The sequence below is a fragment of the Exiguobacterium flavidum genome (assembly GCF_003344535.1).
Classification (GTDB): domain Bacteria; phylum Bacillota; class Bacilli; order Exiguobacteriales; family Exiguobacteriaceae; genus Exiguobacterium_A; species Exiguobacterium_A flavidum.
On sequence record NZ_QPKS01000006.1, the window covers coordinates 160,461 to 182,407 of the forward strand.

22 protein-coding genes are annotated in these 21,947 nt (G+C 53.1%); 4 read left to right on the forward strand and 18 right to left on the reverse strand.

All coding sequences use genetic code 11. The features are described 5' to 3' along the window. Window positions 1-20: 20 nt before the first annotated feature. Complete coding sequence (locus DFG60_RS07745) at window positions 21-371, forward strand: YugN family protein (protein WP_114571177.1); 351 nt, start codon at window positions 21-23, stop codon at window positions 369-371. 127 nt (window positions 372-498) lie between these two features. On the opposite strand, the gene DFG60_RS07750 is transcribed toward DFG60_RS07745, so the two are convergent. From DFG60_RS07750 to cyoE, 9 genes are all read right to left on the reverse strand, one after another. Continuing rightward, the gene (locus tag DFG60_RS07750) at window positions 499-750 is read right to left on the reverse strand and encodes a hypothetical protein (RefSeq protein WP_114571178.1); all 252 of its coding nucleotides are present in this window, start codon (window positions 748-750) and stop codon (window positions 499-501) included. Between the two features lie 4 nt (window positions 751-754). After that, window positions 755-1,360, reverse strand: coding sequence for an SCO family protein (locus DFG60_RS07755; RefSeq protein WP_114571179.1), 606 nt, complete (start codon window positions 1,358-1,360; stop codon window positions 755-757). Window positions 1,361-1,373: 13 nt separating this feature from the next. Continuing rightward, window positions 1,374-1,835, reverse strand: coding sequence for a DUF420 domain-containing protein (locus tag DFG60_RS07760; RefSeq protein ID WP_114571180.1), 462 nt, complete (start codon window positions 1,833-1,835; stop codon window positions 1,374-1,376). Between the two features lie 14 nt (window positions 1,836-1,849). Beyond that, complete coding sequence (locus tag DFG60_RS07765; RefSeq protein ID WP_114571181.1) at window positions 1,850-2,752, reverse strand: cytochrome c oxidase assembly protein; 903 nt, start codon at window positions 2,750-2,752, stop codon at window positions 1,850-1,852. Window positions 2,753-2,884: 132 nt separating this feature from the next. Further along, window positions 2,885-3,214 carry a cytochrome C oxidase subunit IV family protein gene (locus DFG60_RS07770; protein WP_114571182.1) on the reverse strand — a complete coding sequence of 110 codons (330 nt, stop codon included), beginning with the start codon at window positions 3,212-3,214 and terminating at the stop codon, window positions 2,885-2,887. Window position 3,215: 1 nt separating this feature from the next. Further along, window positions 3,216-3,842: a cytochrome (ubi)quinol oxidase subunit III gene (locus DFG60_RS07775; RefSeq protein WP_114571183.1), complete on the reverse strand. Its 627-nt coding sequence runs from the start codon at window positions 3,840-3,842 to the stop codon at window positions 3,216-3,218. Then, window positions 3,843-5,711, reverse strand: coding sequence for a cytochrome c oxidase subunit I (gene ctaD / locus DFG60_RS07780; protein ID WP_198661566.1), 1,869 nt, complete (start codon window positions 5,709-5,711; stop codon window positions 3,843-3,845). Window positions 5,712-5,744: 33 nt separating this feature from the next. Beyond that, window positions 5,745-6,776: a cytochrome c oxidase subunit II gene (gene coxB, locus DFG60_RS07785; RefSeq protein ID WP_114571185.1), complete on the reverse strand. Its 1,032-nt coding sequence runs from the start codon at window positions 6,774-6,776 to the stop codon at window positions 5,745-5,747. A 59-nt stretch (window positions 6,777-6,835) separates the two neighbouring features. Further along, window positions 6,836-7,768, reverse strand: coding sequence for a heme o synthase (gene cyoE, locus DFG60_RS07790; RefSeq protein WP_114571186.1), 933 nt, complete (start codon window positions 7,766-7,768; stop codon window positions 6,836-6,838). 326 nt (window positions 7,769-8,094) lie between these two features. Here cyoE and DFG60_RS07795 point away from each other — a divergent pair, with 326 nt between their 5' ends. Then, complete coding sequence (locus DFG60_RS07795) at window positions 8,095-8,973, forward strand: COX15/CtaA family protein (RefSeq protein WP_114571187.1); 879 nt, start codon at window positions 8,095-8,097, stop codon at window positions 8,971-8,973. Between the two features lie 200 nt (window positions 8,974-9,173). Here DFG60_RS07795 and DFG60_RS07800 read toward each other — a convergent pair whose 3' ends face one another. The 4 genes from DFG60_RS07800 to DFG60_RS07815 form a co-directional block, all read right to left on the reverse strand. Beyond that, window positions 9,174-10,511, reverse strand: coding sequence for a cryptochrome/photolyase family protein (locus tag DFG60_RS07800; RefSeq protein WP_114571188.1), 1,338 nt, complete (start codon window positions 10,509-10,511; stop codon window positions 9,174-9,176). A gap of 69 nt (window positions 10,512-10,580) precedes the next feature. After that, a complete protein-coding gene (gene pyc, locus DFG60_RS07805; protein WP_114571189.1) occupies window positions 10,581-14,015 on the reverse strand; it encodes a pyruvate carboxylase in 3,435 nt (1,144 codons plus the stop codon). 24 nt (window positions 14,016-14,039) lie between these two features. Continuing rightward, window positions 14,040-15,293, reverse strand: coding sequence for an FtsW/RodA/SpoVE family cell cycle protein (locus DFG60_RS07810; RefSeq protein ID WP_114571190.1), 1,254 nt, complete (start codon window positions 15,291-15,293; stop codon window positions 14,040-14,042). A 70-nt stretch (window positions 15,294-15,363) separates the two neighbouring features. Next, window positions 15,364-15,642, reverse strand: coding sequence for a YlaN family protein (locus DFG60_RS07815; protein WP_114571191.1), 279 nt, complete (start codon window positions 15,640-15,642; stop codon window positions 15,364-15,366). 122 nt (window positions 15,643-15,764) lie between these two features. Here DFG60_RS07815 and DFG60_RS07820 point away from each other — a divergent pair, with 122 nt between their 5' ends. Continuing rightward, the gene (locus tag DFG60_RS07820) at window positions 15,765-16,226 is read left to right on the forward strand and encodes a hypothetical protein (protein WP_114571192.1); all 462 of its coding nucleotides are present in this window, start codon (window positions 15,765-15,767) and stop codon (window positions 16,224-16,226) included. A 69-nt stretch (window positions 16,227-16,295) separates the two neighbouring features. Here the strand turns inward: DFG60_RS07820 and DFG60_RS07825 are convergent, their stop codons facing one another. After that, complete coding sequence (locus tag DFG60_RS07825) at window positions 16,296-17,612, reverse strand: PhoH family protein (protein WP_114571193.1); 1,317 nt, start codon at window positions 17,610-17,612, stop codon at window positions 16,296-16,298. A 39-nt stretch (window positions 17,613-17,651) separates the two neighbouring features. Further along, on the reverse strand, window positions 17,652-18,107 hold the full coding sequence (locus DFG60_RS07830) for a PNPOx family protein (RefSeq protein ID WP_114571194.1): 456 nt from the start codon (window positions 18,105-18,107) through the stop codon (window positions 17,652-17,654). A 122-nt stretch (window positions 18,108-18,229) separates the two neighbouring features. On the opposite strand from DFG60_RS07830, the gene DFG60_RS07835 reads away from it, so the two are divergent. Beyond that, complete coding sequence (locus DFG60_RS07835) at window positions 18,230-18,433, forward strand: YlaI family protein (protein WP_114571195.1); 204 nt, start codon at window positions 18,230-18,232, stop codon at window positions 18,431-18,433. A 27-nt stretch (window positions 18,434-18,460) separates the two neighbouring features. Here DFG60_RS07835 and DFG60_RS07840 read toward each other — a convergent pair whose 3' ends face one another. The 3 genes from DFG60_RS07840 to typA form a co-directional block, all read right to left on the reverse strand. Further along, a complete protein-coding gene (locus DFG60_RS07840; RefSeq protein WP_114571196.1) occupies window positions 18,461-19,546 on the reverse strand; it encodes a PQQ-dependent sugar dehydrogenase in 1,086 nt (361 codons plus the stop codon). A 93-nt stretch (window positions 19,547-19,639) separates the two neighbouring features. After that, a complete protein-coding gene (locus DFG60_RS07845; protein ID WP_114571197.1) occupies window positions 19,640-19,993 on the reverse strand; it encodes a YlaH-like family protein in 354 nt (117 codons plus the stop codon). 30 nt (window positions 19,994-20,023) lie between these two features. After that, window positions 20,024-21,868, reverse strand: coding sequence for a translational GTPase TypA (gene typA, locus DFG60_RS07850; RefSeq protein ID WP_114571198.1), 1,845 nt, complete (start codon window positions 21,866-21,868; stop codon window positions 20,024-20,026). Window positions 21,869-21,947: the final 79 nt, after the last annotated feature.

Here is a 21,947-nt window from a genome sequence, read left to right on the forward strand (position 1 = left end):
GGGTATAGGGGGATTCAGACATGAAGTTTGAACAATTTGGTATCGAAGGCAGAGAGATCCGTTTCGGACTCCTTGAGACGATCATGGAGCACCACCGGTTCGTCCGCGAACAGCAGTGGGATTACGAGCGTGCCATGTATGACATGAAATATGAGAAACAATCGACAGGTGAGGTCTTCTACCTCCGTATCCCGGTTTACGCGATCCAAGGCGAGATCGAAGACCGCCATGCAGTCGTTCGCATGATGACGCCGCTCCTCGGGAAGCACTACTACCCGCATGGCGTCGAGTACGATGAAGTGTTCCCAAGCGAGATCGTCGCAGATTGCGAACGCCGCCTCGCAGGCCTCATCGAGACGCTCGAGAAATAAAATGTCTTGTCTATCAACCTGACCCTTCGAAGAGAAGCGGTCAGGTTTTTTTGCGTCCTTCTCGTTCGACTGTATAAAAAAGAACCGGTGCCCTCTCGGACACCGGCCTCTTCGAAGTAGAATAGCTTCATTTCGCGATCAGTTGCAGATACTCGACGACGCCCTCGCCGAGCTGAAGATCGAGTTGCTCCTTGACGTAACGGTAGAAATCGCCGAGACGTTCATTCGGCAAAGAGACCTTCATGCTGAAGGCCACATCATCGAGCCGTTTGATTTTCGGATGATCCGCCCCGAATTCTATCGCTGCACAAAAAAGCAGTTCCTCGATCGCTTGTACAGCAATCGTCACTTCACCGTTTGCTTCATAGTTCATTCCCATTCCCTCACTCCTTCGCCAGTTGCTCGACAGCGTTCATCACTTCTTCAAGGTCGACCGGCTCATCCGGAGTCTTCGCCATCGAGGAGATGGCCCGGACCTTATTGTCCCGGTCGAGAATGAACATCTGCGTCCCGTGTGTCACGAGACCGCTCTCAGCCTTCGAATAGTAGAAGTTGAGCTGCCGCGTCAAACGATCGATGACGACCGTGTCCCCCGTCAGCACCTTCCATCCGTCAGCTTTCGCCTCGAAGTTGGAAGCGTATTTCTTCACGACAGGCTCCGTATCGACTTTCGGGTCGACCGTGATCGCGACGAGTTCGACGTCGGTCGCATACAGATCCTTTTCCTTCAACTGCTTTTCGAGCTTGCGATAATCGTTCAGTGTCAGCGGACAGATGTCTGGACAGTTCGTATAGAAGAACGTCAGGACCTTCACCTTGCCGTCGTCTGAATCGAACGTCTTGCCGTCGACGGCATTCGTCAACTCGAACGACGTCGGCTCGGCGATGACAGGCAGTTCCTCCTTCATGAAGAAGAAGTAGTAGCTGAATGCAGCCGCGGCTATGATGACCAGGACGGCAATCACCGTCATGTAACTGTTTCGTTTCATTGCGAGTGCCCCCTTAGTGGTTCCAGATCGCCTGGAATACGTTCGTCGTCTCACCCGGTTCGTAGACGATGTACAGCAACGAATAGACCGCGACTCCCGTGATCGCCGTCAAAAACCAGATGACGGACGCCTTCGGGCCGATTTTGCGATGCCGGGCGAAGTTTTTCTTATAGGCATGGAAGAGTGCGATCAAACCGAACACCCCGCCTGAGGCAGCCAGAATGATATGGAAAATCAAAAATCCGGTGTAATACGGCTTGACGCTCGCAGGACCGCCGAACGCCGTGTTACCGAGCAGGACAGTCCGCAGTGCATACATGATGAAGAAGAGCAACGCAAGCGCAGCCGCTGTGTTCATAGCGAACATGTGCGGACGGATGTTACGCCGCGTCTGTGCGATCAACGACCACCCGATGGCGACGAAGATGGCACTCAAGACGATCAGGATGACACAAATCAATGGCAAATAACTCATCATACTTCCTCCAGTCAATTCTCTTTCGGCGAGAATGACATTCCTTCGTCAATCGCCGAACTTTTCGTACGTTTCACCCATTTGAAGAAAGTCAGGCCGAAGAACAGGCCGTAGACGATCTCCTGTCCGAGCTTCATCAATACACCGCCGAAGCGCTGATCTTCAAGAAGGTCCGGTGTCGTCCCAAGTATCCGTGAGATGTCGAGGCCTGAGACATCGTTGTTCGGCATGCAATAACCGAGCACCTTAGCGAACATCGCAGGGTTCATGTACGCCTCGTACTGGAAACTCTGACTGAAGATCATGAACGCACAGGCAGGCGTCAGCAGGACACCGTTCGCGACGATGTACACCATCTTCTTCAGATCGGACAGACTGTCCTTCTCATCGACCGGCGCGATGACCGGATACCACATCGTCATGCTGAGGAGGATGAGTGCTCCGTGGAAGGCACGGTGGACACCATAGTTCGTCAACACATAGTCGAAGATGAATGGCATGTGATAGAACGTAAAGATCGAGTTGAACAAGACGAGCGCGATCAATGGTGAAACGAAAAAGCCGAGCAGTTTCCCGAAAACCGGCACACGGAAGAGACGTTCGAAAACCCAGCCCGGGATGGCGAGCATCGCAAGCGGCGGTGCCACCATGTAGACGAACACCATTTGCAGCATATGGGCCGAGAACGTGATGTGGGCAAGGACGTCGAGCGGACTGCCGAACCCGATGTAATAGACGATCAGCGAAGCGAGCATGCTGAACTTCTGGAACAGCGTCGTCTCCTCACCGATCGGCTTGAATTTTTCTGTATAGACGGCATAACCGACATAGATCGCAACAAGCATCAATGCGTAATACGGACTCCACAAGACGTACCAGTCGAATTGTGAGAGCACCCCCTGTAAATCTCCTAACATGAAAGTTCACCCCGTTCCTAATTCCTACAAACTAAGATTACCGTTCCCCTCATTTCTTGTAAAGGATTCCAAGAAATCGATCGGAAAATAAAAGACCATCCTGCTAAACGTTAGCAGAATGGTCACAATTTCTTACCAGATCAACAAGCGGAGTGTAGCGACGATCGTCAGGGCTACGAAGATACCGAGACCCATCATGACCTTGATCCACGTGTTGCCTTTGTTGTTCATGTGCATGAACATGTAGAGCTGGAGGTAGACTTGGACGATCGCCATGATGACGAGGAACCCGCCCGCTGCCCAGCGTGGCATGAGCTCAGCCATGACCGCTCCGAAAGCGATCAATGTGAGGAAGATCATCAGCGCGAAGCTGATCAGTTGCACTTGCATCTCACGGCTATGGTCAGCCTTCATTTCCAGTTCCATCTGTTTACGTGTCAATTGCGGTTCGTGTTTTTCCATCTTATTTCACCATCCCCATGAGGTAGACGACTGAGAAGATAAAGACCCAGACGACGTCGATGAAGTGCCAGTAAAGACTTGAGATGTAGTACTTCGGCGCGTTGACTTCGTTGATGCCGCGGTTCCAGTTACGGATGAGCAGCGTAGAGATCCAGAGAAGACCGAACAGTACGTGCGCTCCGTGGAATCCGACGAGCGTATAGAACGCAGAGCCGAACGCACTCGAAGTGAACGTGTGTCCGATGTGGTAATAGTGATTGAACTCGTAAATCTCACCCGCAAGGAATCCGAGACCGAGCGCAAGCGTGATGATAAGCCACATTTTCATCTTCTTGACGTCGTTACGTTTCATCGCGATCATCGCGAGAACGCTCGTAAGCGAACTTGTCAGAAGGAGCATCGTCATGATGAAGACGAGACCCATCTCGAAGATGTCATAGCTGCGAAGGCCTTCCTTCGCACCAGAGTTCAAAAGACCGATATATGTTCCAAAGAGCGATGCGAAAAGCGTCGTCTCTCCTCCGAGGAAGAACCAGAACGCGACGTACTTATTCTTACCTTCGAGCGTCGCTTTCTCCGGGTTCGTCGGAATTCCCGTCACCGGGTTTTTTTCGACTGCATGTGCCAATTACTTCGCCTCCTTTTCTGCTTCAAGGCGCAGGTCTTCTTCGATGACCGATTTCGGGATGTAGTATCCGTGGTCATCGATCCATGAACGGAGGAACATCGCCGTAAGAGTCGTAGCGAGTCCAAGAATCGCGATCACGAGACCGACCGTACCATAGTCGAGACGAAGGATGAATCCGAGACCGGCAAGGAACAATCCGACAGACATGACGAACGGCAAGATCGAGTTGTTCGGCATGTGGATATCGCCGACAGGTTCAGAGACAGAGACCGTCGTGTTGCCGGCCATCTTCTCGAGCCAGAACGTATCCAGTCCTTTGACGAGCGGCGTCTGTGCGAAGTTGTACTCAGGAGTCGGGACAGGAAGCGTCCACTCGAGCGTACGCCCATCTCCCCAAACGTCACGCTTGACGTATTCTTTCGAAGTCAGTGCCATGACGAGTTGAACGAGCAGGATGATCGTCGAGACACCCATGAAGGCAGCTCCGATCGTCGATAGCAAGTTCATCATGTCCCAGCCCTGGTTAGGCAAGTACGTGAATACTCGACGCGGCATCCCTGTAAGACCAAGGATGTGCTGCGGGAAGAACGTCAAGTGGAAACCGATGAAGAAGAGCCAGAACTGGATCTTACCGAGTCCCTCATGAAGCTTTTTCCCGAACATGAGCGGGAACCAGTAGTAAAGACCTGCGAAGAGACCGAATACTACCCCACCTACGATTACGTAGTGGAAGTGGGCTACTACGAAGTAGCTGTCGTGGTACTGATAGTCAGCAGGTGCGACAGAGAGCATGACACCTGTCATACCACCGATCAGGAACGATGGGATGAATGCGACTGAGTAAAGCATCGCGACCGGGAACGTAAGCTTTCCGCCCCAGAGCGTAAAGAGCCAGTTGAAGATCTTGACCCCCGTAGGAACGGCGATCGCCATCGTCGCTACCGCGAAGATCGCGTTCGCGACCGGTCCGAGACCGACTGTGAACATGTGGTGGACCCAAACCATGAATCCGAGGAAACCGATCAACATCGTCGCGAATACCATCGTCGTATAACCGAAGAGACGTTTGCGTGCGAATGTCGGAATGATTTCAGAGAAGATACCGAATGCCGGCAAAATCAGGATGTAAACTTCCGGGTGTCCGAAGATCCAGAAGAGGTGTTCCCAAATGACGATGTTTCCGCCGGCTGCCGGATCGAAGAAATGAGCTCCGAAGAGGCGTTCGAACGTAAGAAGGAACAATCCGACCGTAAGCGGCGGGAATGCGAAGACGATCAGCGCCGAAGCGACGAACGCCGTCCACGTGAACATCGGCATACGCATCAGCTTCATGCCTGGTGCGCGCATGTTCAAAATCGTGACGAGGAAGTTGATCCCCCCCATGAGTGTACCGAAACCTGAGATCTGAAGACCGAGCGCATAGAAGTCGACCCCTAGCGCGTCAGGTACAGTCGAGAGTGGCGCATATGCCGTCCACCCTGCGTTCGGTGCTGCTCCCATGAACCATGAGAGGTTCAAAAGAAGACCACCGAAGAAGAAGAGCCAGAAACCGAGTGCGTTCAAGAACGGGAACGCGACATCGCGTGCTCCGATCTGAAGCGGCACGGCCGCGTTCATGTATCCGATCAACATCGGCATCGCTGCCAGGAAGATCATTGTCGTACCGTGCATCGTGATCAGTTGGTTGAAAACTTCCCCACTGACGAAATCGTTCATCGGCTTGATCAGCTGATAACGAATCATGAGTGCTTCCACTCCACCTACCAGGAGAAAGAACAATCCTGAGAAGATGTAGAGAACACCAATTTTTTTATGGTCGACTGTCGTTAGCCAGTCCATGATGCCGCTTTTTTTCTTCGGCATGCCCATAGTATGTGTCGCCACTATGATTCCCCCTTAATATTATTGGATCTTCTTATCCAACAAGTAATCCGCGAGTTCGCTCAAGTCCTCGTCGCTGATCTGTGACTCGTTGAATCCAGGCATCTTAGTGCCTTGTTTCAATTTCTGAGGATCACGAATCCAGTCTTCGAGATTCTTCTTGTCGTGCTTCAAGTAACCGGCGAGGTTTCCGCGGTCACCGAAGTTCGTCAAGCTAGGAGCGACTTTCCCGCCACCGTGGCAGCTGAGACAGTTCTGAGCATAGACCTGTTCGCCTTTCGACCAGTTCTTTTCATTTTTAGCGTCGAGTTGTTTCGTTTCTGCTTCTTTCGCAGCTTTCATGTCTTCGAGCCATTTGTCATAATCCGCTTGCTCGAGTGCGATGACCTTGAAGTCCATCAAGGCATGTGACGGTCCGCAAAGCTCGGCACACTTACCGTAGTAAGTTCCTGCTTCCTTTGCATGGAGCCACATCTCGTTCTCAAGGCCCGGGTTGTTATCCGTCTTACCGGAAAGTACCGGTACCCAGAATGAGTGGATGACGTCTTTTGAAGTCAGGTTGAGGGCGACTTTCTTGCCGACCGGGATGACGAGTTCCTGACCTGTCGTCACGCCTTTATCCGGATAGTCGAATTCCCACCAGTAGAGGTTAGCCGTGACGTTGATGACTTCGTTCTTCTTCGCTTCCTTCGCGTCAGCGAGCTCTACCGTCGCCTTGATCGTCGGAACGGCGAGAACGACGAGCAGAAGGATTGGGATGACCGTCCAGATCATCTCGAGCGTGTGGCTTCCTTCTACCTGTTTAGGTACTTCATTGTCGCCTTTTTTACGACGGAATTTCATGAGTACATATACGTAGATCACAGTCACGATGGCAAGGACGAACAACATGACCCATAAGCTGAGCTTGATGATCTCAAGCTGGATCTCTGCGCCCTCTCCACGAGGCTGAAGTGCTGACAATTCCGGAATCCCACAGCCTGATAGCAAGAGCGCCATCAAACCGATCGGGAGAAGTCGGAAGAGCATTTTTCCTGTTTTTTTCACAACCATCCCCACTTTCTTTTCCCCATATTTTACTCTTTGCAATGTCCACGTGAATATGTCAATCGTTATAGAGAAACGAGTACGACCGTCACGATCCAGGCCATGAAATAAAGGAGTGAGAAGAAGAACATCTTCGACGCCCACTTGATCTCTGCCTGTTCATCGCTAAGCTTGAGACCTTTCAGTCCCAGGTAAAGCCAGTATCCTCCGAGCCCGAGCATGATCAGCACGTATGTCAGACCATAGTGAGCCAAGAGAAGTGATGATGGAATCAGCACTGCGATCCACCATACAATTTGCCGTTTCGTGATGGCGAAGCCGTTTACGACCGGCAGCATCGGAATCCCGGCTGCCCGGTACTCCTCCGTCCGCCGCATCGCGAGCGCAAGGAAATGTGGCGGTTGCCACACGAACATGACGAGGAACAAAATCCATGCGTCGATATGAAGCGTCGGTGTGACTGCCGCGAATCCGATGATCGGTGGCACAGCACCGGAGATTCCTCCGACGACCGTATTGATCGTGTGCGTCCGCTTCAGCCACATCGTATAGATGACGACATAGACGAACGATCCGATCAAGCCGAACACCGCTGCCACATGGTTTACGATGAGCAGCATGACGGTCCCCGCTGCGAGGATGCCAAGCCCGATCGCTAAAATCCGCTGACCGTCCATCTTGCCGGTGACGCTCGGCCGCCCCATCGTCCGTTCCATCTTGTAGTCGATGTCCCGGTCGATGTAGTTGTTCAAATAACAGCTTCCCGCGATCACGAGACCGCTGCCGAGAAGCGTCAAGAGAAGCATCCACTTCGTCTCCCAAAGATAGAGCAGCACGTTATCCGCCAAATAGGATGCGGCGACGACATATCCTGCAAAGACTGTAATGAGGTTCGCGCGTACGATCCCCATTTTCGCTAGGGTGACATAGTCCGCGAACGTCGCGTCAGTACGCTCGACGTCCAGCAGATCAAGTGCCTCCCCGTTTGTTTTCGCCATGTTGTTTCCTCCTTCAAACCGTCCAGCCATTTCTGTGGTTGTGCAATACGTAATTTTTTCACAGAAATAACACAGACTTGCCACGAAACGTCCTTTTCTCTATAAAAGATACCACATTTTTAAGGGCATGACGTAAGAAAATACTTTCGACATAATGAACAAAATGTGAATTCTATGTGATTCCCCTCACAGTCAGCCCCATTCACCTAATATTAGAATAGCGTTGTCTTAAAAGATTGCAAGCGTTTCGATATTTTTTGTGCGATACTATCGGTATGATGGTTGAAAAAAAGGTTATATCCAGAGAGAAAGGTGGTGTCCTCATCTTGAATCGGAAGCTTGCGATTTTCTCTGCGTTCGTCACGTTCGCAATGATGATCGTCCTCATGATGGGTGGGACAGTCACAAAGACTGATTCAGGTGATGGTTGTGGAACCGATTGGCCGCTTTGCCACGGCGAACTGATCCCGACCGATCCAAGTGTTGAAACGATGATTGAATACAGCCACCGTGCTGTGACAGGCGTGGTCGGGTTACTGATCATCGCCCTCTCCTTGTGGACGCTGATGGCGTTCCCAAAAAGGCTCGATACGAAAATCTTCGCGTTCCTCGCGTTCATCTTCATGCTGATCCAGTCTATCGTCGGCGCAGGCGCCGTCGTCTGGCAGCAATCCGACCTGGTGCTTGCCCTTCATTTCGGGATATCGCTCATCTCATTCGCCTCACTGTTGATTTTGACGATCCTGATCATGGAAAGACCAGGCAAGGAGTTCCGGGAATCCGTCCCAGCACCCCTGAGGAAGATGCTTTACGGTTTGATCGCCTATACGTTGATCGTCGTCTATACAGGTGCGTATGTCCGGCACGTAGGCGCGACGTATTCATGCGTAGGCTGGCCGGTCTGCAGCCAGCCAGAGATGACATACGAGGCCTGGGTCCAGCTGATTCACCGCGGCCTGGCCGGCATACTGTTCCTCTTTACCCTATTCGTGCACTTTACCGCCATCCGCTTGAAGAATCGCACGGTACGGATCGGGATGAACGTCGCGACGCCGTTCATCGTCGCACAGGTCGCGACCGGGGCTTGGATCGTACTCGGAGGGCATGCTACATATGTACCGCTCCTCCACGCCCTGCTCATCACCTGTTATTTCGGTGTCTTATCGTACCTCGCCTATCATGCGTTCCGGACGAGAAACGATTAAGGCGTAAAAGCGTGCATACGATTGTTCACGATTAAAAAAGACTAGAGGATGACTCAAAAGTCGATCAGTAAACGAAAAACGGGAGTGGACTTCGAATCCACTCCCGTTTTCTCGTTCAGACGACATCACTCGTTCCACTCGACTCCTGCAGGAAAAAGCGCGATTCATCGCGCTGTCAGAGACAGACAAGACCCGGCTTCCTACTCTTTGAACCTCGCGATCGCCCGGTCCCGCGCCATCGCATGGTCGACGATTTGCTCAGGATAGCCGCATCGTTCCCTGTCCGCAAGGGACGGCTCATGAATCCGCTTATTATCCAGTTCCGCGAGTTCAGGGACGAACTTGCGGATGAAGTCACCGGACGCGTCGAACCGCTTCGACTGGGTCGTCGGATTGAACACGCGGAAGTACGGGACGGCATCCGTTCCGACCGAGGCGGCCCATTGCCATCCACCGATATTCGAAGCCGCTTCGTAATCGATCAACTTGCGCTGGAAATATCGTTCTCCTTTGCGCCAGTCGATCAGCAGGTCCTTCGCAAGGAAGGATGCCGTGATCATGCGGAGTCTATTATGCATCCAGCCGGTCTCGTTGAGCTGACGCATCGCGGCGTCGACGATCGGGAATCCGGTTTTTCCTTCGCACCATGCCTCGAACGCCGTCTCGTCCTCTTCCCAATCTATGTCACGGTACTCTCGTTGGACTGCCTGATTTTTCGATTCGGGGTATTGAACGAGAATCATATGATAGAACTCCCGCCAGATCAGCTCCGTCAAGAACACGTCTCTCCCCTTCCCATCGACCTGCCTGATTCGTTCATAGACGGTCCTGATTCCGATCTCCCCGGTCCTCAAGTGATGCGAGAGGCGGCTCGTCCCGTCGATGGCAGGAAAGTCCCGCGCCTCGTCATACTTTTCGAGGTGCCGCTTGACGAACTCATCAAGCCGTTTCAGCGCAGTCTCCTCGCCTGCCTCGTACGCCTGCTCGCTGGCCTGTTTGAAATAGCGTTCGACATCCGCCCCGTCCGTCGATCGGTAATGTTCCTTCAGCTTGTCGATATCGGTCCACCTGACTGATCCGATCTCCATCTGGAGAAATGCCTTCCTATAGGGCGTAAACACCTTGTAGTAGCTCCCGTCCTTCTTCTTGACGGCGTGCGGGTGCAACAGGTGCCGATCAAGCAGACGCTCGGTCTTCACCGAAGTCTTCCGGATGATCGCATCATCCCTCGACTTGAACGGCTCGACGTATTCCGCGTTGAAGAGCAGAAGATCCGCTCCGGAGATCCCTTCGAGAAACTCATCCTCTTCCCCGCTGATCACGCGAATCGGCATGCCGTTCGCTTCGGATTTCTTATAGAAATGCTCGAGCGCTTGAAAAAAATAGCATTGTCTTGCCTCGTACTCACCGATATAGCCTGGATTCAACCAAAAGACGAATTCGACCTCATCTCCCGGTACGAGCAATTCAGCAGCCCTTGCGAACATCGCATTGTCGTCGAAGCGAAAATCACTCCGAATCCAGCAGATCATCTTCATCGAAACACCCCTCTCATAAAAAAACAAGAGACCGGCGAAACTCGCCGGTCTCTTGTTTTCTACGTTAAATCAAACGAATTCGATCAGCAAATCCTGACTCGCGATCGATTCGCCTTCCTTGACATGGACGTGTTTGATTTCCCCGTCCTCCGGTGCCTGGACCGTCGTCTCCATCTTCATCGCTTCCGTGACGAGGAGCTGTTCCCCCTTACGTACGCGCGTTCCCGGCTCGACGAGAACCTTCAGGACGCTTCCCGGCATCGATGCACCGATCTGTTTCGGATTGCTCTTGTCTGCCTTCGCCCGGCTCGCCGAGTTGTCCTTGATGCTGATGTCCTTGATTTCGATCTCGCGCGGCACACCGTTCATCTCATAGTAGACGATTCGTGTACCGTGATCGTCAGGCTGTCCGATCTGGATCAGCTTGATATAGAGCGTCTTGCCGCGTTCGATTTCGACCTCGATCGTCTCGCCGAGTCGCATCCCGTAGAAGAACGTGCTCGTGTCGAGAACCGATACGTCCCCGAAGCGCTCGAAGTGACTGTTATAGTCGAGGAAGACCTTCGGATAGAGGGCATAGGCGAGCGCATCGAACTCCGTCACCGGACGACCGAGCTTTTCGAACAGCTCATGTTTGACTGCATCGAAGTTGAGCGGCTCCATCGTCTTTCCAGGACGTTCCGTGAGCGGCTCTGCCCCTTTGAGGATCGCACGCTGCACGTCCTCCGGGAAACCGCCTGGAGGCGTCCCGAGTTCGCCACGCATCAGCTCGACGACCGAGTCCGGGAAGTCGAGCGTATCAGCACGCTTCAACACGTCCTCTTCCGTCAGGTGGTGCTGAACCATGAAGAGTGCCATGTCACCGACCACCTTCGAGGAAGGCGTGACCTTGACGATGTCACCGAACATCATATTGACGCGCGCATACATCGCCTTGACCTCACCCCAATGGTCGGCGAGCCCGACCGCCTTCGCCTGCTGCTGCAGGTTCGAGTACTGGCCGCCTGGCATTTCGTGGTCATAGACCGTAGGATTCGGTGCAAGCATGTCGAGTTCGAACGGCTCATACATGTGACGGACATCCTGCCAATATTCGGACACTTGCTCATACTTCTTCGCAGAGACGAGCGGCTGTCTCACGTGACCGCTGAGGGCATGGATCAAACTGCCTCCAGCCGGCTGACTCGTCAGCCCGGCCATGCTCGAAGCTGCCACGTCGACGATGTCGACCCCGGCATCGACTGCGCGCGCGTACGTATAGATTCCGTTCCCGCTCGCGTCGTGCGTATGGAGGTGGATCGGGATGTCAACCGCGTCTTTCAGTGCAGACACGAGGGCGTATGCCGCTTCCGGCTTGAGCAGTCCTGCCATGTCCTTGATCGCAAGGATATGCGCACCGCTCGCCTCAAGCTGCTTCGCGAGCTTGACGTAGTATGGCAGATGGTATTTCGGCCGGTTCTGATCGAACAGATCACCCGTATAGCAGACGGCCGCTTCTGCGACCTTCCCCGTCGGCAACACGGCGTCAATCGCAAGTTGGATCGATTCCGGGTTGTTCAGACTGTCGAAGATCCGGAAGACATCTACCCCCGCCTGCGCAGCTTCCTTGACGAATGAATGGACGACGTTGTCAGGATAGTTTTTGTATCCGACCGCGTTCGCGCCGCGGAGCAGCATCTGGATGAGCACGTTCGGCATCTTCTCTCGCAGCTGCATCAGGCGTACCCATGGATCCTCAGAGAGGAAACGATAGGCGACATCGAACGTCGCGCCTCCCCATGCTTCGACCGAGAACAGCTCAGGCATGAGCTTCGCAGTCGGTTCTGCGATCGCCACGAGATCCTTCGTCCGCATCCGTGTCGCGAGCAGCGATTGATGCGCATCACGGAACGTCGTGTCCGTCAAAAGGACTTCATTCTGCTCCTTGACCCAGCGGGCGAGTGCTTCCGGACCTTCCGAATCAAGCAGGTTCTTCGTTCCGAGCGGAAATTCGCTCGGCAGGTCTTTCGGAATCCGAACCGCCCGTGCGAGCGGCTTCTCGACTTTCCCGATGCCCGGGAATCCATTGACTGCGACCTCACCGACGTAAGTCAAAATTTTCGTTCCCCGGTCTTGACGTTTCGGGAAAGCGAACAATTCCTGTGTATCGTCGATGAAGGACGTGTTGTACTCGCCCGAGATGAACGAGCGGTGTTTCAACACGTTGCTCAGGAACGGAATGTTCGTCTTGATGCCGCGAATCCGGAACTCGCTCAGGTTTCGGCTCATCTTCGCGACAGCCTGCTCGTATGTCAGGCCATGCGTCGAAATCTTGACGAGCAGTGAATCGTAGTAAGGGGAGATCTCTGACCCGACATATGCGTTTCCGCCGTCAAGTCGGACACCGAAACCGCCCGGCGAACGGTAAGCCTTGATTTTACCCGTGTCCGGCAAGAAGCCGTTCTCCGGATCTTCAGACGTGATCCGGCTTTGAATCGCATATCCGATCATCTTGATGTCTTCCTGCTTTGGAAGACCGATTCTGTCACCGTGCAGGTTCTCTCCTTCTGCGACGAGTATTTGTGTCTGCACGATGTCGATGCCTGTGATCATCTCAGTGATCGTATGCTCGACCTGGACGCGCGGGTTGACCTCGATGAAGAAGAACTCCTCATCCTGTGTCACGAGGAATTCGACCGTCCCTGCGTTCTCATAACCGACGTGCTTCATCAAATTGACGGCAGCGTCACAGATTTTCTTGCGCCCTGCTTCTGACAACGTCACGCAAGGCGCCACTTCGACGACCTTCTGATGGCGTCGTTGAACCGAACAGTCGCGTTCGAACAGATGAACGATGTTGCCGTGCGCGTCACCGAAAATCTGGATTTCGATGTGCTTCGGCCGTTCGATCAGCCGCTCCACGTATACTTCATCGGAACCGAACGCCTTGAGCGCCTCCGATTTCGCACGCTCGATCATGTCTGCAAGCTCATCTTCGCTTCTGACGACACGCATGCCGCGCCCGCCGCCGCCGAGAGCCGCCTTCACCATGAGCGGGTAACCGTTCTTACGGCCGAATTCGATTGCTTCCTCGACCGAACTGATCGGACCGTCCGTACCCGGAATGACCGGAATACCAGCCTCGATCGCACGTGTCCGCGCCCTTACCTTGTCTCCGAAGCTGTGCAGGTGCTCCTCACGCGGTCCGATGAAGATGATTCCTTCTTCCCGGCAGCGTTTCGCGAGTTCGATGTTCTCGGACAGGAAGCCGTATCCCGGATGGATCGCGTCGCACTCCGAGCGCTTCGCGATTTCGATGATTCCCTCGATATCTAGATATGCCTCGATCGGCTTCTTTCCTTCTCCGACACGATACGCCTCGTCCGCCTTGTAGCGGTGAAGCGAACTCATGTCCTCTCGTGAATAGATCGCGACCGTCCGAATCCCTAGTTCGGTCGCCGCGCGGAATACGCGAATCGCGATTTCCCCCCGGTTTGCAACAAGAAGTTTTTTGATTTTCGCCACCTGAAGTTCCCCCTTTGATCACTCTTATTGCGCCTGTGACTGCGCACGTCGTACTTCTTTATGATACGCCAAACGATGCTTATTTTGCATGGAAATGTTTGCCAACACGCCAAGCATCGCACTCATCATGATGAGCGATGATCCGCCGTAACTGATGAATGGCAAGGTCACACCTGTCCCTGGGAACAAGCCGGACATCGCACCGACATTGATTCCCGTCTGAATGACGATGATCGTCGTGATACCGAACGCAAGCAGCGTCGAAAAGAGTGAGACGGACTGCGTCGCGATTTTCATGCCTTGAAAAATCATGAAGAACAGCAAGGCAAGTACGGTCATCACACCGATATAACCGAGCTCCTCTGCGATGATCGCCATGATGTAGTCGGTCTCAGGCTCGGGCAAGTAGCCGTATTTCTGATAGCTGTTCCCGAGTCCGACCCCTGTCAATCCTCCGTGGGCAATCGAGATGACCGAGTTGATGAGCTGATAGCCCTTCCCCTCTTCATCAATGAACGGGTTGAAAATGACACGAATACGTTGCAGCTGATTTTCCGTGAATGTCGAGTAGAACCAAATACCGGCCGCCGGGAGCAAGACCAGTCCAAGGGCGACATATCCACGCGGTAATCCTGCGACGAACCACATCAGAACGAGGATTGACATGAAGATGAACAATGCCCCGACGTCGGGCTGCGTCTTGATGACTGCACCAAACGGGACGAACAGGACGAGCCCCGGAATCATGATCCAGTCCGATACTTTAAGTAAAAGAAACTTCGACGTGTTGTCCGGCTTGACGCGCGAATGCAGCGCTTCGTGCACGAACCCGATCAAGCCGTTGATTTGATAGTTTTTATTGTGATTAAACTGCTGAAGCTGATCGAAATAGCTGGCCAGACAGACGACGAAGACGAACTTGCAGAGCTCGGCCGGCTGAACCAGCATGAAGCCGAGATTGATCCATGCCCGCGCTCCGTTGAGAGGCTCTGCGAAGAGCGTGGCTGCGAGCAGCAAAAAACCAATCGTATAGAGCGTCAGTCGAACGACCGGATGCTTGTAGACCTGATGATTGAAGAATGCACAGAACATGAAGGTTGCTATCGCCATCAAGTCGAACCTGATCTGTTTGATAAAGAAGGAGGTATTCGCGTATTCCCCTCCGTTCCAGACACTCGCGCTATAGACCATGACCGTACTGACGCCCATCAATATGAGCATCGTGAAGAAAAGCGTATAGTCGAAGAACGCCCGCTTTTCCTTGAGATTCGATTGCATATGTACACTTCCTTTTTTCCTGTTCTAAAAAAAAATACCCAAACGCCACATTCCACGTTTGAGTAAAAAATCAGCATGCTCCTGCGTCATGCAAATCAGACAGCTGCTGTTCGAGTGAATCGAGCAAACGTTTCCCTTCTGCTGCTTCGATCAATTCTAAACGAACGGCAAAATCGATTTGCCGTGATAGGCCGAACATTTGTGTATCCAACACTTCCTCATATAGAGGACATTGTGGCATCGTTAAATTCGCAAGCTGGACCTCGATCAACCGGCGGATCTTATGTGCATCCGCTTCTAGTAGCTCAAGAGCGCGCTGGCGATGAACTGTCCCGATTTCAGTTGACAATCCAATCCCTCCTCATCGAATGACGCGTTCTCGTTATAGCTAAACTTTACCTTACTTTCGCCAACAATTCAACGTTTCGGTATAATGGATTTGTAGCATTCAAACATTTAGGGGGAGTAGACATGATTTTTCCGATTCGAGGTCTCGTCCGCTATCCATTGACGATCGATCCGACCGTCTGGATATTCGACGACCGAAAAATCCCGGTCGAGGAGATCGGGAAGGAACAGGCATTTGACGCATCAGAAGCATACTATGCCAAAATGGGGGCGGCATGGGATAAAGGAATCACGGAAGGGACGAGAACGGACCACAACAAGCCGATGACACGCGAAGAGAAGGACGCCGCGCTGACAGGATCGTTCGCAGTGCCGCTCGCACCGTTCGTCGGTAATGCCGAGCCTGCCGCTGAGGCACGCATGATCGTGTTCGAAGGCGAGGAGACGATCGAACTCCCGCTCAGCGAACTTTCCGCCTGTTATCTCCAGTTCTCACACGAAGGAAAGGTGCTATCTGACGGACCGGTCTATCTGATCCATGAAGGCTCCGTCACGAGAAGGATTTCTGCGATAACGCTCGTTTGATAAGATGAAGATAAGGTGTTCACTCCCATCGATGGAGCGAACACCTTATCTTTTTTCGTATATAGGTATCTAGAGCAGATCGGCAGCGAGACGGGCGAGTGACGATCGTTCGCCTTTGACCAATTTGACGTGTCCCGTCATCTTCTCAGCCTTCATCCGTTCGACTGCATAGGAGAGGCCGTTCGAGTATTCATCGAGGTAAGGATGATCGATTTGCTGCGGGTCTCCGACTAGAACGATCTTCGAGTTGTCGCCGACACGAGTCAGAATCGTCTTCACCTCATGCTTCGTCAGGTTTTGCGCCTCATCGATGATGATGAACTGATCCGGCATGCTTCTGCCGCGAATGTAGGTGAGTGCTTCGAGCTGGATCGACTTCATGCCGGCAAGGATGTTCCCGAGTTCATCCCCGGAACTCGTGTTGAACAGATACTCAAGGTTATCGTAGATTGGTTGCATCCAAGGGCGAAGCTTCTCCTCCATCTCTCCTGGCAAGTAACCGATATCATTGCCCATCGGCACGACCGGTCTTGCGACGACGAGCTTCTTATAACGGTGTTCATCCTCGACCTGGAGCAATCCTGCTGCGAGGGCGAGCAGCGTCTTTCCGGTTCCCGCCTTACCGACGAGCGTCACGAGCGGTACGTCATCCCGAAGCAACAGTTCGAACGCCATCCGTTGCTGGACGTTTCGCGGTGAGACGCCCCAGACTTGATCGACATCGATTGAAAGCGAACGGATGATCGGGAGCTCCTGGTCGACCACTGCGATCGCAGATGCTTTCGAGACGTTGCTCTTCAAAATGACGAACTGATTCGGATAGAGTTTTTCCGGTACGACATCGACAGATATCCGCTTGTCCTTATAGAAGGCATCGATATACTCCTGGTCGACCGCGATTTCGACGAATCCGGTATAAAGTCCTGTGATATCAGCGATGTGATCGGTCAAGTAATCCTCTGCGACGAGTCCGTACGCATCCGCCTTCACTCGAACGAGGATATCCTTCGAGACGACGAATACGTCCCGGCCCGACTCGAGTCGACCTTGTTCCTGCTGGATCGACCAGGCAAGCTCAAGGATGCGATTGTCATTCGTGTCATGTGTAAACGGAGAACCTTCCGCGATCTTATCCCCGATATCGACCCGGAGCGTACCGCCATTCCCGAGAGGCACACCTGTATGAAGATGCCCCGCCTCGCGAAGTTGGTCTAGAATGCGCGAGGTCTCCCGTGCGTTCCTTCCGACCTCGTCCATATTGCGCTTCTTGCCATCAAGCTCTTCAAGGACGATCGCCGGAATGACGACATCGTGCTCCTGGAATTGGAAGAGCGAAAGCGGATCATGCAACATCACGTTCGTATCGAGCACATATATTTTCTTCATCCAAGCTTCTCCCCTTATTAAGAAAGTGGGTGTTGAATGTCAGATGCGTTTCAGCGCTTCGTGCACCTGTTCGTCGAGCCGTTTCGCTGCTTCCTCATCGTATGCCTTGACGACTTCCGGACCTTCCTTGATTTCTGCCCCGTAAAACAGGATGTCCCTGACCTCTTCGACGTGACCTTCGAAGAACGCAAGTGCAAGGGGCAGGTCATTCTTCGGTTCGTAGCGGGTGACATCCGTACAAGTCAGGCTGTAGGCGGATTTCGTGGCGAAGAAGATCAGTGTGAAAATCGGGTGTGACTTCAGCGTCGAGACGAGATGAGACTCTTCCTCGATCGCGAAGCGGACCGTCTTCTCGTCCGCGGCATGGACCCAGCTGATCGCGTGGGTGATCGGCCACTGCTTCGAGCTGTCATGGGTGATCAAGAAGACGAGAGGCAAAGAAGAGAGCGCCCTCAGTTGCTCGTCGTTCAGGCGCTGCTCCATCTTGTTCGCCATGTTCACTTCCCCCTTTCATCTTTTACTATTTCTTACTTCGTGTTTACCTACTCAGTTCCCTTTTTTTCAGGCGGATAATCGCCCTGTATGCTATACTAAGAAAAAAAGAGGAGGGATGCCGGATGCGTGTTAAATGCACTATTTGCGACCAGCGTTACACGATCGACGACTGGTCTTTCGAGGCGAAACGCCTTCGCAATAAACCCGTCCGTGTCTATCTCTGCGATGAATGCCGAGCCCGAATCACTGAACGGACAGAGGCTCGTCAGAAGACCGGACACTTCCACCTCTTCCCGACTTGGGATTTGCCTAAGAGAAGATGGTAAGCTACTTCATATTCTGAAGTAGCTTTTTTAATCCTTCATCCGGATCAGCCGATCGTCGCCTCCTTTTGGAGAACCTCTTCCGTCCGTGTTGTTCGTGATGAAATAGACACCCTCGTCAACAAGGACGTCTCGGATTCGGCCATAGCCGTCTGTCAGGACATCTACCTTTTTGGTATTCAGGTCGATTTGTCTCAAGCTTTGCCCGACGAGCGTAGCGAACAGCAGCTTCCCATCCTTTGTGTCGATCCCACTCGGCGCCTTCGACTGTTCCCCGACCTCATACCAGGGAGTGACGAGCCCTTCCTGTTCTTGCTTCCCCTCGATCAGTGGCCACCCGTAATTTTTCCCTTTTTCGATCCGATTGATTTCATCGTGTCCGCTTTGGCCATGCTCAGAGGCGTAGAGCACATTCCTGATGAAGACGAGTCCCTGCGGATTGCGATGTCCATAACTGTATACGTATCCCTGCATGTTCCCTTCAGCCGGTCTTCCGTCAAGTTGCATCCGCAGTATCTTGCCAGCGAGCGACTCTGCGTCCTGTGCGAGGTCCGGATTTCCTGCGTCACCCGCCGTCGCGTACAATAAACCGTCCGGACCAATCTCGAGACGGCCGCCGTTGTGGATGCGCCCGCCGGGAATGCCCTCGAGAAGCGTCACTTTCTCCTCCCAGCTGTCTTGTTCCCGGACGATCGCGACGATCCTGTTCGCGATTCCCCTGTCAGTTCGATAAGAGTGATAGACATATGCCTGCTTGTTTTTCGTAAACCCCGGGTCGAGTACCATGCCGAGCAGCCCGCCTTCACCTTGCGCCGCTACGGGACGTGTCAGCTCGACTGGCAATCTCCTTTTCCTGTCGGCTCCTTCGACGATGTTCCCTTCACGTTCCGTAATATAGAACGTCCCCGCCTCCCTTATGACGTTCCAAGGGGTCCGAAGTCCATCGAAGACGACAGCGCTCGACACGTCACCTTCCCCATCGTCTTTTCCTTCCCGTTCCTTAGTCTGTTCCTGCTCCTCCGTACGTTCCTGCGTCCGCTCCTGATCCTCCGCTTCTTGTCCGTTTCCGCAGCCGAATAAGAAAATGAGACACGCGGCCATTATCGTCCTCCTCATTGTTCTCAGCCTCCTTTCTTTCTAGTTTCCCGGATTCAGCCGAAAGGAAAACAACGAAAAAACGTGCATCCCTTTAGAGGGACACACGTTTAATCAGGAAACCGTTTTTTCGCGTTCGCGGCGCACCATCCACATACGGGCACGGTAAATGCCGAGGATGAGCACCATCGCGATAAGCACTTCCGGAATCGGCATCATCCAGAATGCGAGTTCAAGCGATGCCGACAAGACGATCAGGAGGAGGTAGACGATGAGCGACTTCCACCAGGCAAGCTCCTTCGCGAATCCTAGTTTATAGACGACGAGCGTCAGGACGACGGTCGTAATCAACAGCGGCACGAAGCCGGCTTCGATATTGTTCGGGTCGGAACCGACACCGACCAATTTCGCGATTGCCGGAATGTCATACTTCGACAAATCGAGTGCCTCAGCGGCCTTTGCGTTCATTGCTATTCCCCCTAAAAGCTTGAGTTGTGCTTAGTCTTTGCCGAGCTTACGGCGTTTTTCTTGCTTTTCACGTTCGTTCTTGTTGAGAACCTGTTTACGGAGACGAACCGATTGCGGTGTGATCTCACAGTACTCATCCTCGTTCAGGAACGTCAATGATTCTTCAAGCGAGAAGACGCGCGGGCGCTTCAGGACGTTTGTAGAATCCTTCGCTGATGCACGCATGTTCGTCAATTGTTTCGCTTTGACGACGTTGACTGCGAGATCGACGTCACGGTTACATTCACCGATGATCATTCCTTCGTATACTTCAAGGCCTGGTTCGATGAAAATCGTACCGCGGTCTTCAAGAGCAGAGATCGCGTAAGCTGTCGCTTTACCAGTCTCGATCGAGACCATAACGCCGCTGCGGCGTCCGCCGATGTCAGCTTGGATGAACGGACGGTACTCTTCGAACGTATGGTTCATGATTCCGTATCCGCGAGTCGCTGACAGGAATTCGTTACGGTATCCGATGAGTCCGCGTGAAGGAACGAGGAACTCCATTTTCGTCTGACCGTTGTCTTGCGTCATCATGTTGATGAGTTCGCCTTTACGGAGACCGATCGATTCCATGACGCTGCCTGTGTATTCTTCAGGCGTATCGATGACGACGCGCTCGAATGGCTCGACTTTGATGCCGTCCTCTTCCTTGATGATTACCTGCGGTTTAGAGACTTGAATCTCGTAACCTTCACGGCGCATGTTCTCGATCAGGATACCGAGGTGAAGCTCACCGCGTCCTGATACGATCCAGCGGTCCGGCGAATCCGTATTCTCGATGCGGAGCGAGACGTCTGTCTCGAGTTCCTTCTCAAGGCGCTCTTCGATTTTACGTGAAGTGACGAGGTCGCCTTCACGTCCAGCGAACGGCGAGTTGTTGACGATGAACGTCATTTGGAGCGTCGGCTCATCGATACGGAGAAGCGGGAGTGGATCTTCCTTGCCAGTCGGGCAGACCGTCTCACCGACGTTGATGTCTTCCATACCAGCGATCGCGATCAAGTCGCCTGCTTTCGCAGTCTGGATTTCGATTCGTTTCAGTCCGAAGTAACCGAACAGCTTCGTTACGCGGAATTGTTTGACAGAACCGTCGAGCTTAGAGAGCGAGACGCTGTCGCCGACTTTGATTTCTCCGCGGAATACGCGTCCGACACCGATACGGCCCAAGTAGTTGTCGTAGTCGAGCATCGTCACTTGGAACTGAAGCGGTTCAGCCGAGTTGTCGACTGGTGCCGGTGTGTGCTCGAGAATCATGTCGAGTACGTTTGTGATCGTGTCTTGCTGGTTCTCAGGTTCTGGATCGAACGAGCTCGAGCCGTTGACTGCCGATGCATAAACGACTGGGAACTCAAGTTGGTCCTCATCTGCGCCGAGGTCGATCAGAAGGTCGACGACTTCATCGACGACTTCGAGCGGACGAACCATCGGCTTGTCAATCTTGTTGACGACGACGATAGGCTGGAGTCCTTGCTCGAGCGCCTTCTTCAAGACGAACCGCGTTTGCGGCATGCACCCTTCACGAGCATCGACGACGAGGATTACGCCGTCAACCATACGCATGATTCGCTCAACTTCTCCCCCGAAGTCAGCGTGACCAGGTGTGTCAACGATGTTGATGCGAGTGTTCTTGTAGTCGATCGCCGTGTTTTTCGCGAGGATCGTGATTCCGCGCTCACGCTCGATATCGTTCGAGTCCATTGCGCGTTCTTCGACTTGTTCGTTCGTCCGGAATGTACCAGACTGCTTCAGGAGTTCATCGACGAGTGTCGTTTTCCCGTGGTCAACGTGGGCGATGATCGCGACGTTGCGTAAATCGTTTCGTACTGTTGTCATAGGTGTGTACCTCTTTCTATTCATTTAAATAAAACCTTCATTACTTTCGGTCAACTTTATGAGTATAGCACAGGTTGAG

Coding starts and splice junctions, on each gene's coding strand:
- DFG60_RS07745 (WP_114571177.1), top strand. CDS start 21: ATGAAGTTTGAACAATTTGGTATCGAAGGCAGAGAGATCCGTTTCGGA.
- typA (WP_114571198.1), bottom strand. CDS start 21,868: ATGACAACAGTACGAAACGATTTACGCAACGTCGCGATCATCGCCCAC.
- DFG60_RS07760 (WP_114571180.1), bottom strand. CDS start 1,835: ATGAGTTATTTGCCATTGATTTGTGTCATCCTGATCGTCTTGAGTGCC.
- coxB (WP_114571185.1), bottom strand. CDS start 6,776: ATGGTTGTGAAAAAAACAGGAAAAATGCTCTTCCGACTTCTCCCGATC.
- DFG60_RS07830 (WP_114571194.1), bottom strand. CDS start 18,107: ATGGCGAACAAGATGGAGCAGCGCCTGAACGACGAGCAACTGAGGGCG.
- DFG60_RS07770 (WP_114571182.1), bottom strand. CDS start 3,214: ATGGAAAAACACGAACCGCAATTGACACGTAAACAGATGGAACTGGAA.
- DFG60_RS07755 (WP_114571179.1), bottom strand. CDS start 1,360: ATGAAACGAAACAGTTACATGACGGTGATTGCCGTCCTGGTCATCATA.
- DFG60_RS07845 (WP_114571197.1), bottom strand. CDS start 19,993: ATGAACGCAAAGGCCGCTGAGGCACTCGATTTGTCGAAGTATGACATT.
- ctaD (WP_198661566.1), bottom strand. CDS start 5,711: ATGGGCATGCCGAAGAAAAAAAGCGGCATCATGGACTGGCTAACGACA.
- DFG60_RS07750 (WP_114571178.1), bottom strand. CDS start 750: ATGGGAATGAACTATGAAGCAAACGGTGAAGTGACGATTGCTGTACAA.
- cyoE (WP_114571186.1), bottom strand. CDS start 7,768: ATGGCGAAAACAAACGGGGAGGCACTTGATCTGCTGGACGTCGAGCGT.
- DFG60_RS07810 (WP_114571190.1), bottom strand. CDS start 15,293: ATGCAATCGAATCTCAAGGAAAAGCGGGCGTTCTTCGACTATACGCTT.
- DFG60_RS07825 (WP_114571193.1), bottom strand. CDS start 17,612: ATGAAGAAAATATATGTGCTCGATACGAACGTGATGTTGCATGATCCG.
- DFG60_RS07820 (WP_114571192.1), top strand. CDS start 15,765: ATGATTTTTCCGATTCGAGGTCTCGTCCGCTATCCATTGACGATCGAT.
- DFG60_RS07765 (WP_114571181.1), bottom strand. CDS start 2,752: ATGTTAGGAGATTTACAGGGGGTGCTCTCACAATTCGACTGGTACGTC.
- DFG60_RS07840 (WP_114571196.1), bottom strand. CDS start 19,546: ATGAGGAGGACGATAATGGCCGCGTGTCTCATTTTCTTATTCGGCTGC.
- DFG60_RS07835 (WP_114571195.1), top strand. CDS start 18,230: ATGCGTGTTAAATGCACTATTTGCGACCAGCGTTACACGATCGACGAC.
- DFG60_RS07800 (WP_114571188.1), bottom strand. CDS start 10,511: ATGAAGATGATCTGCTGGATTCGGAGTGATTTTCGCTTCGACGACAAT.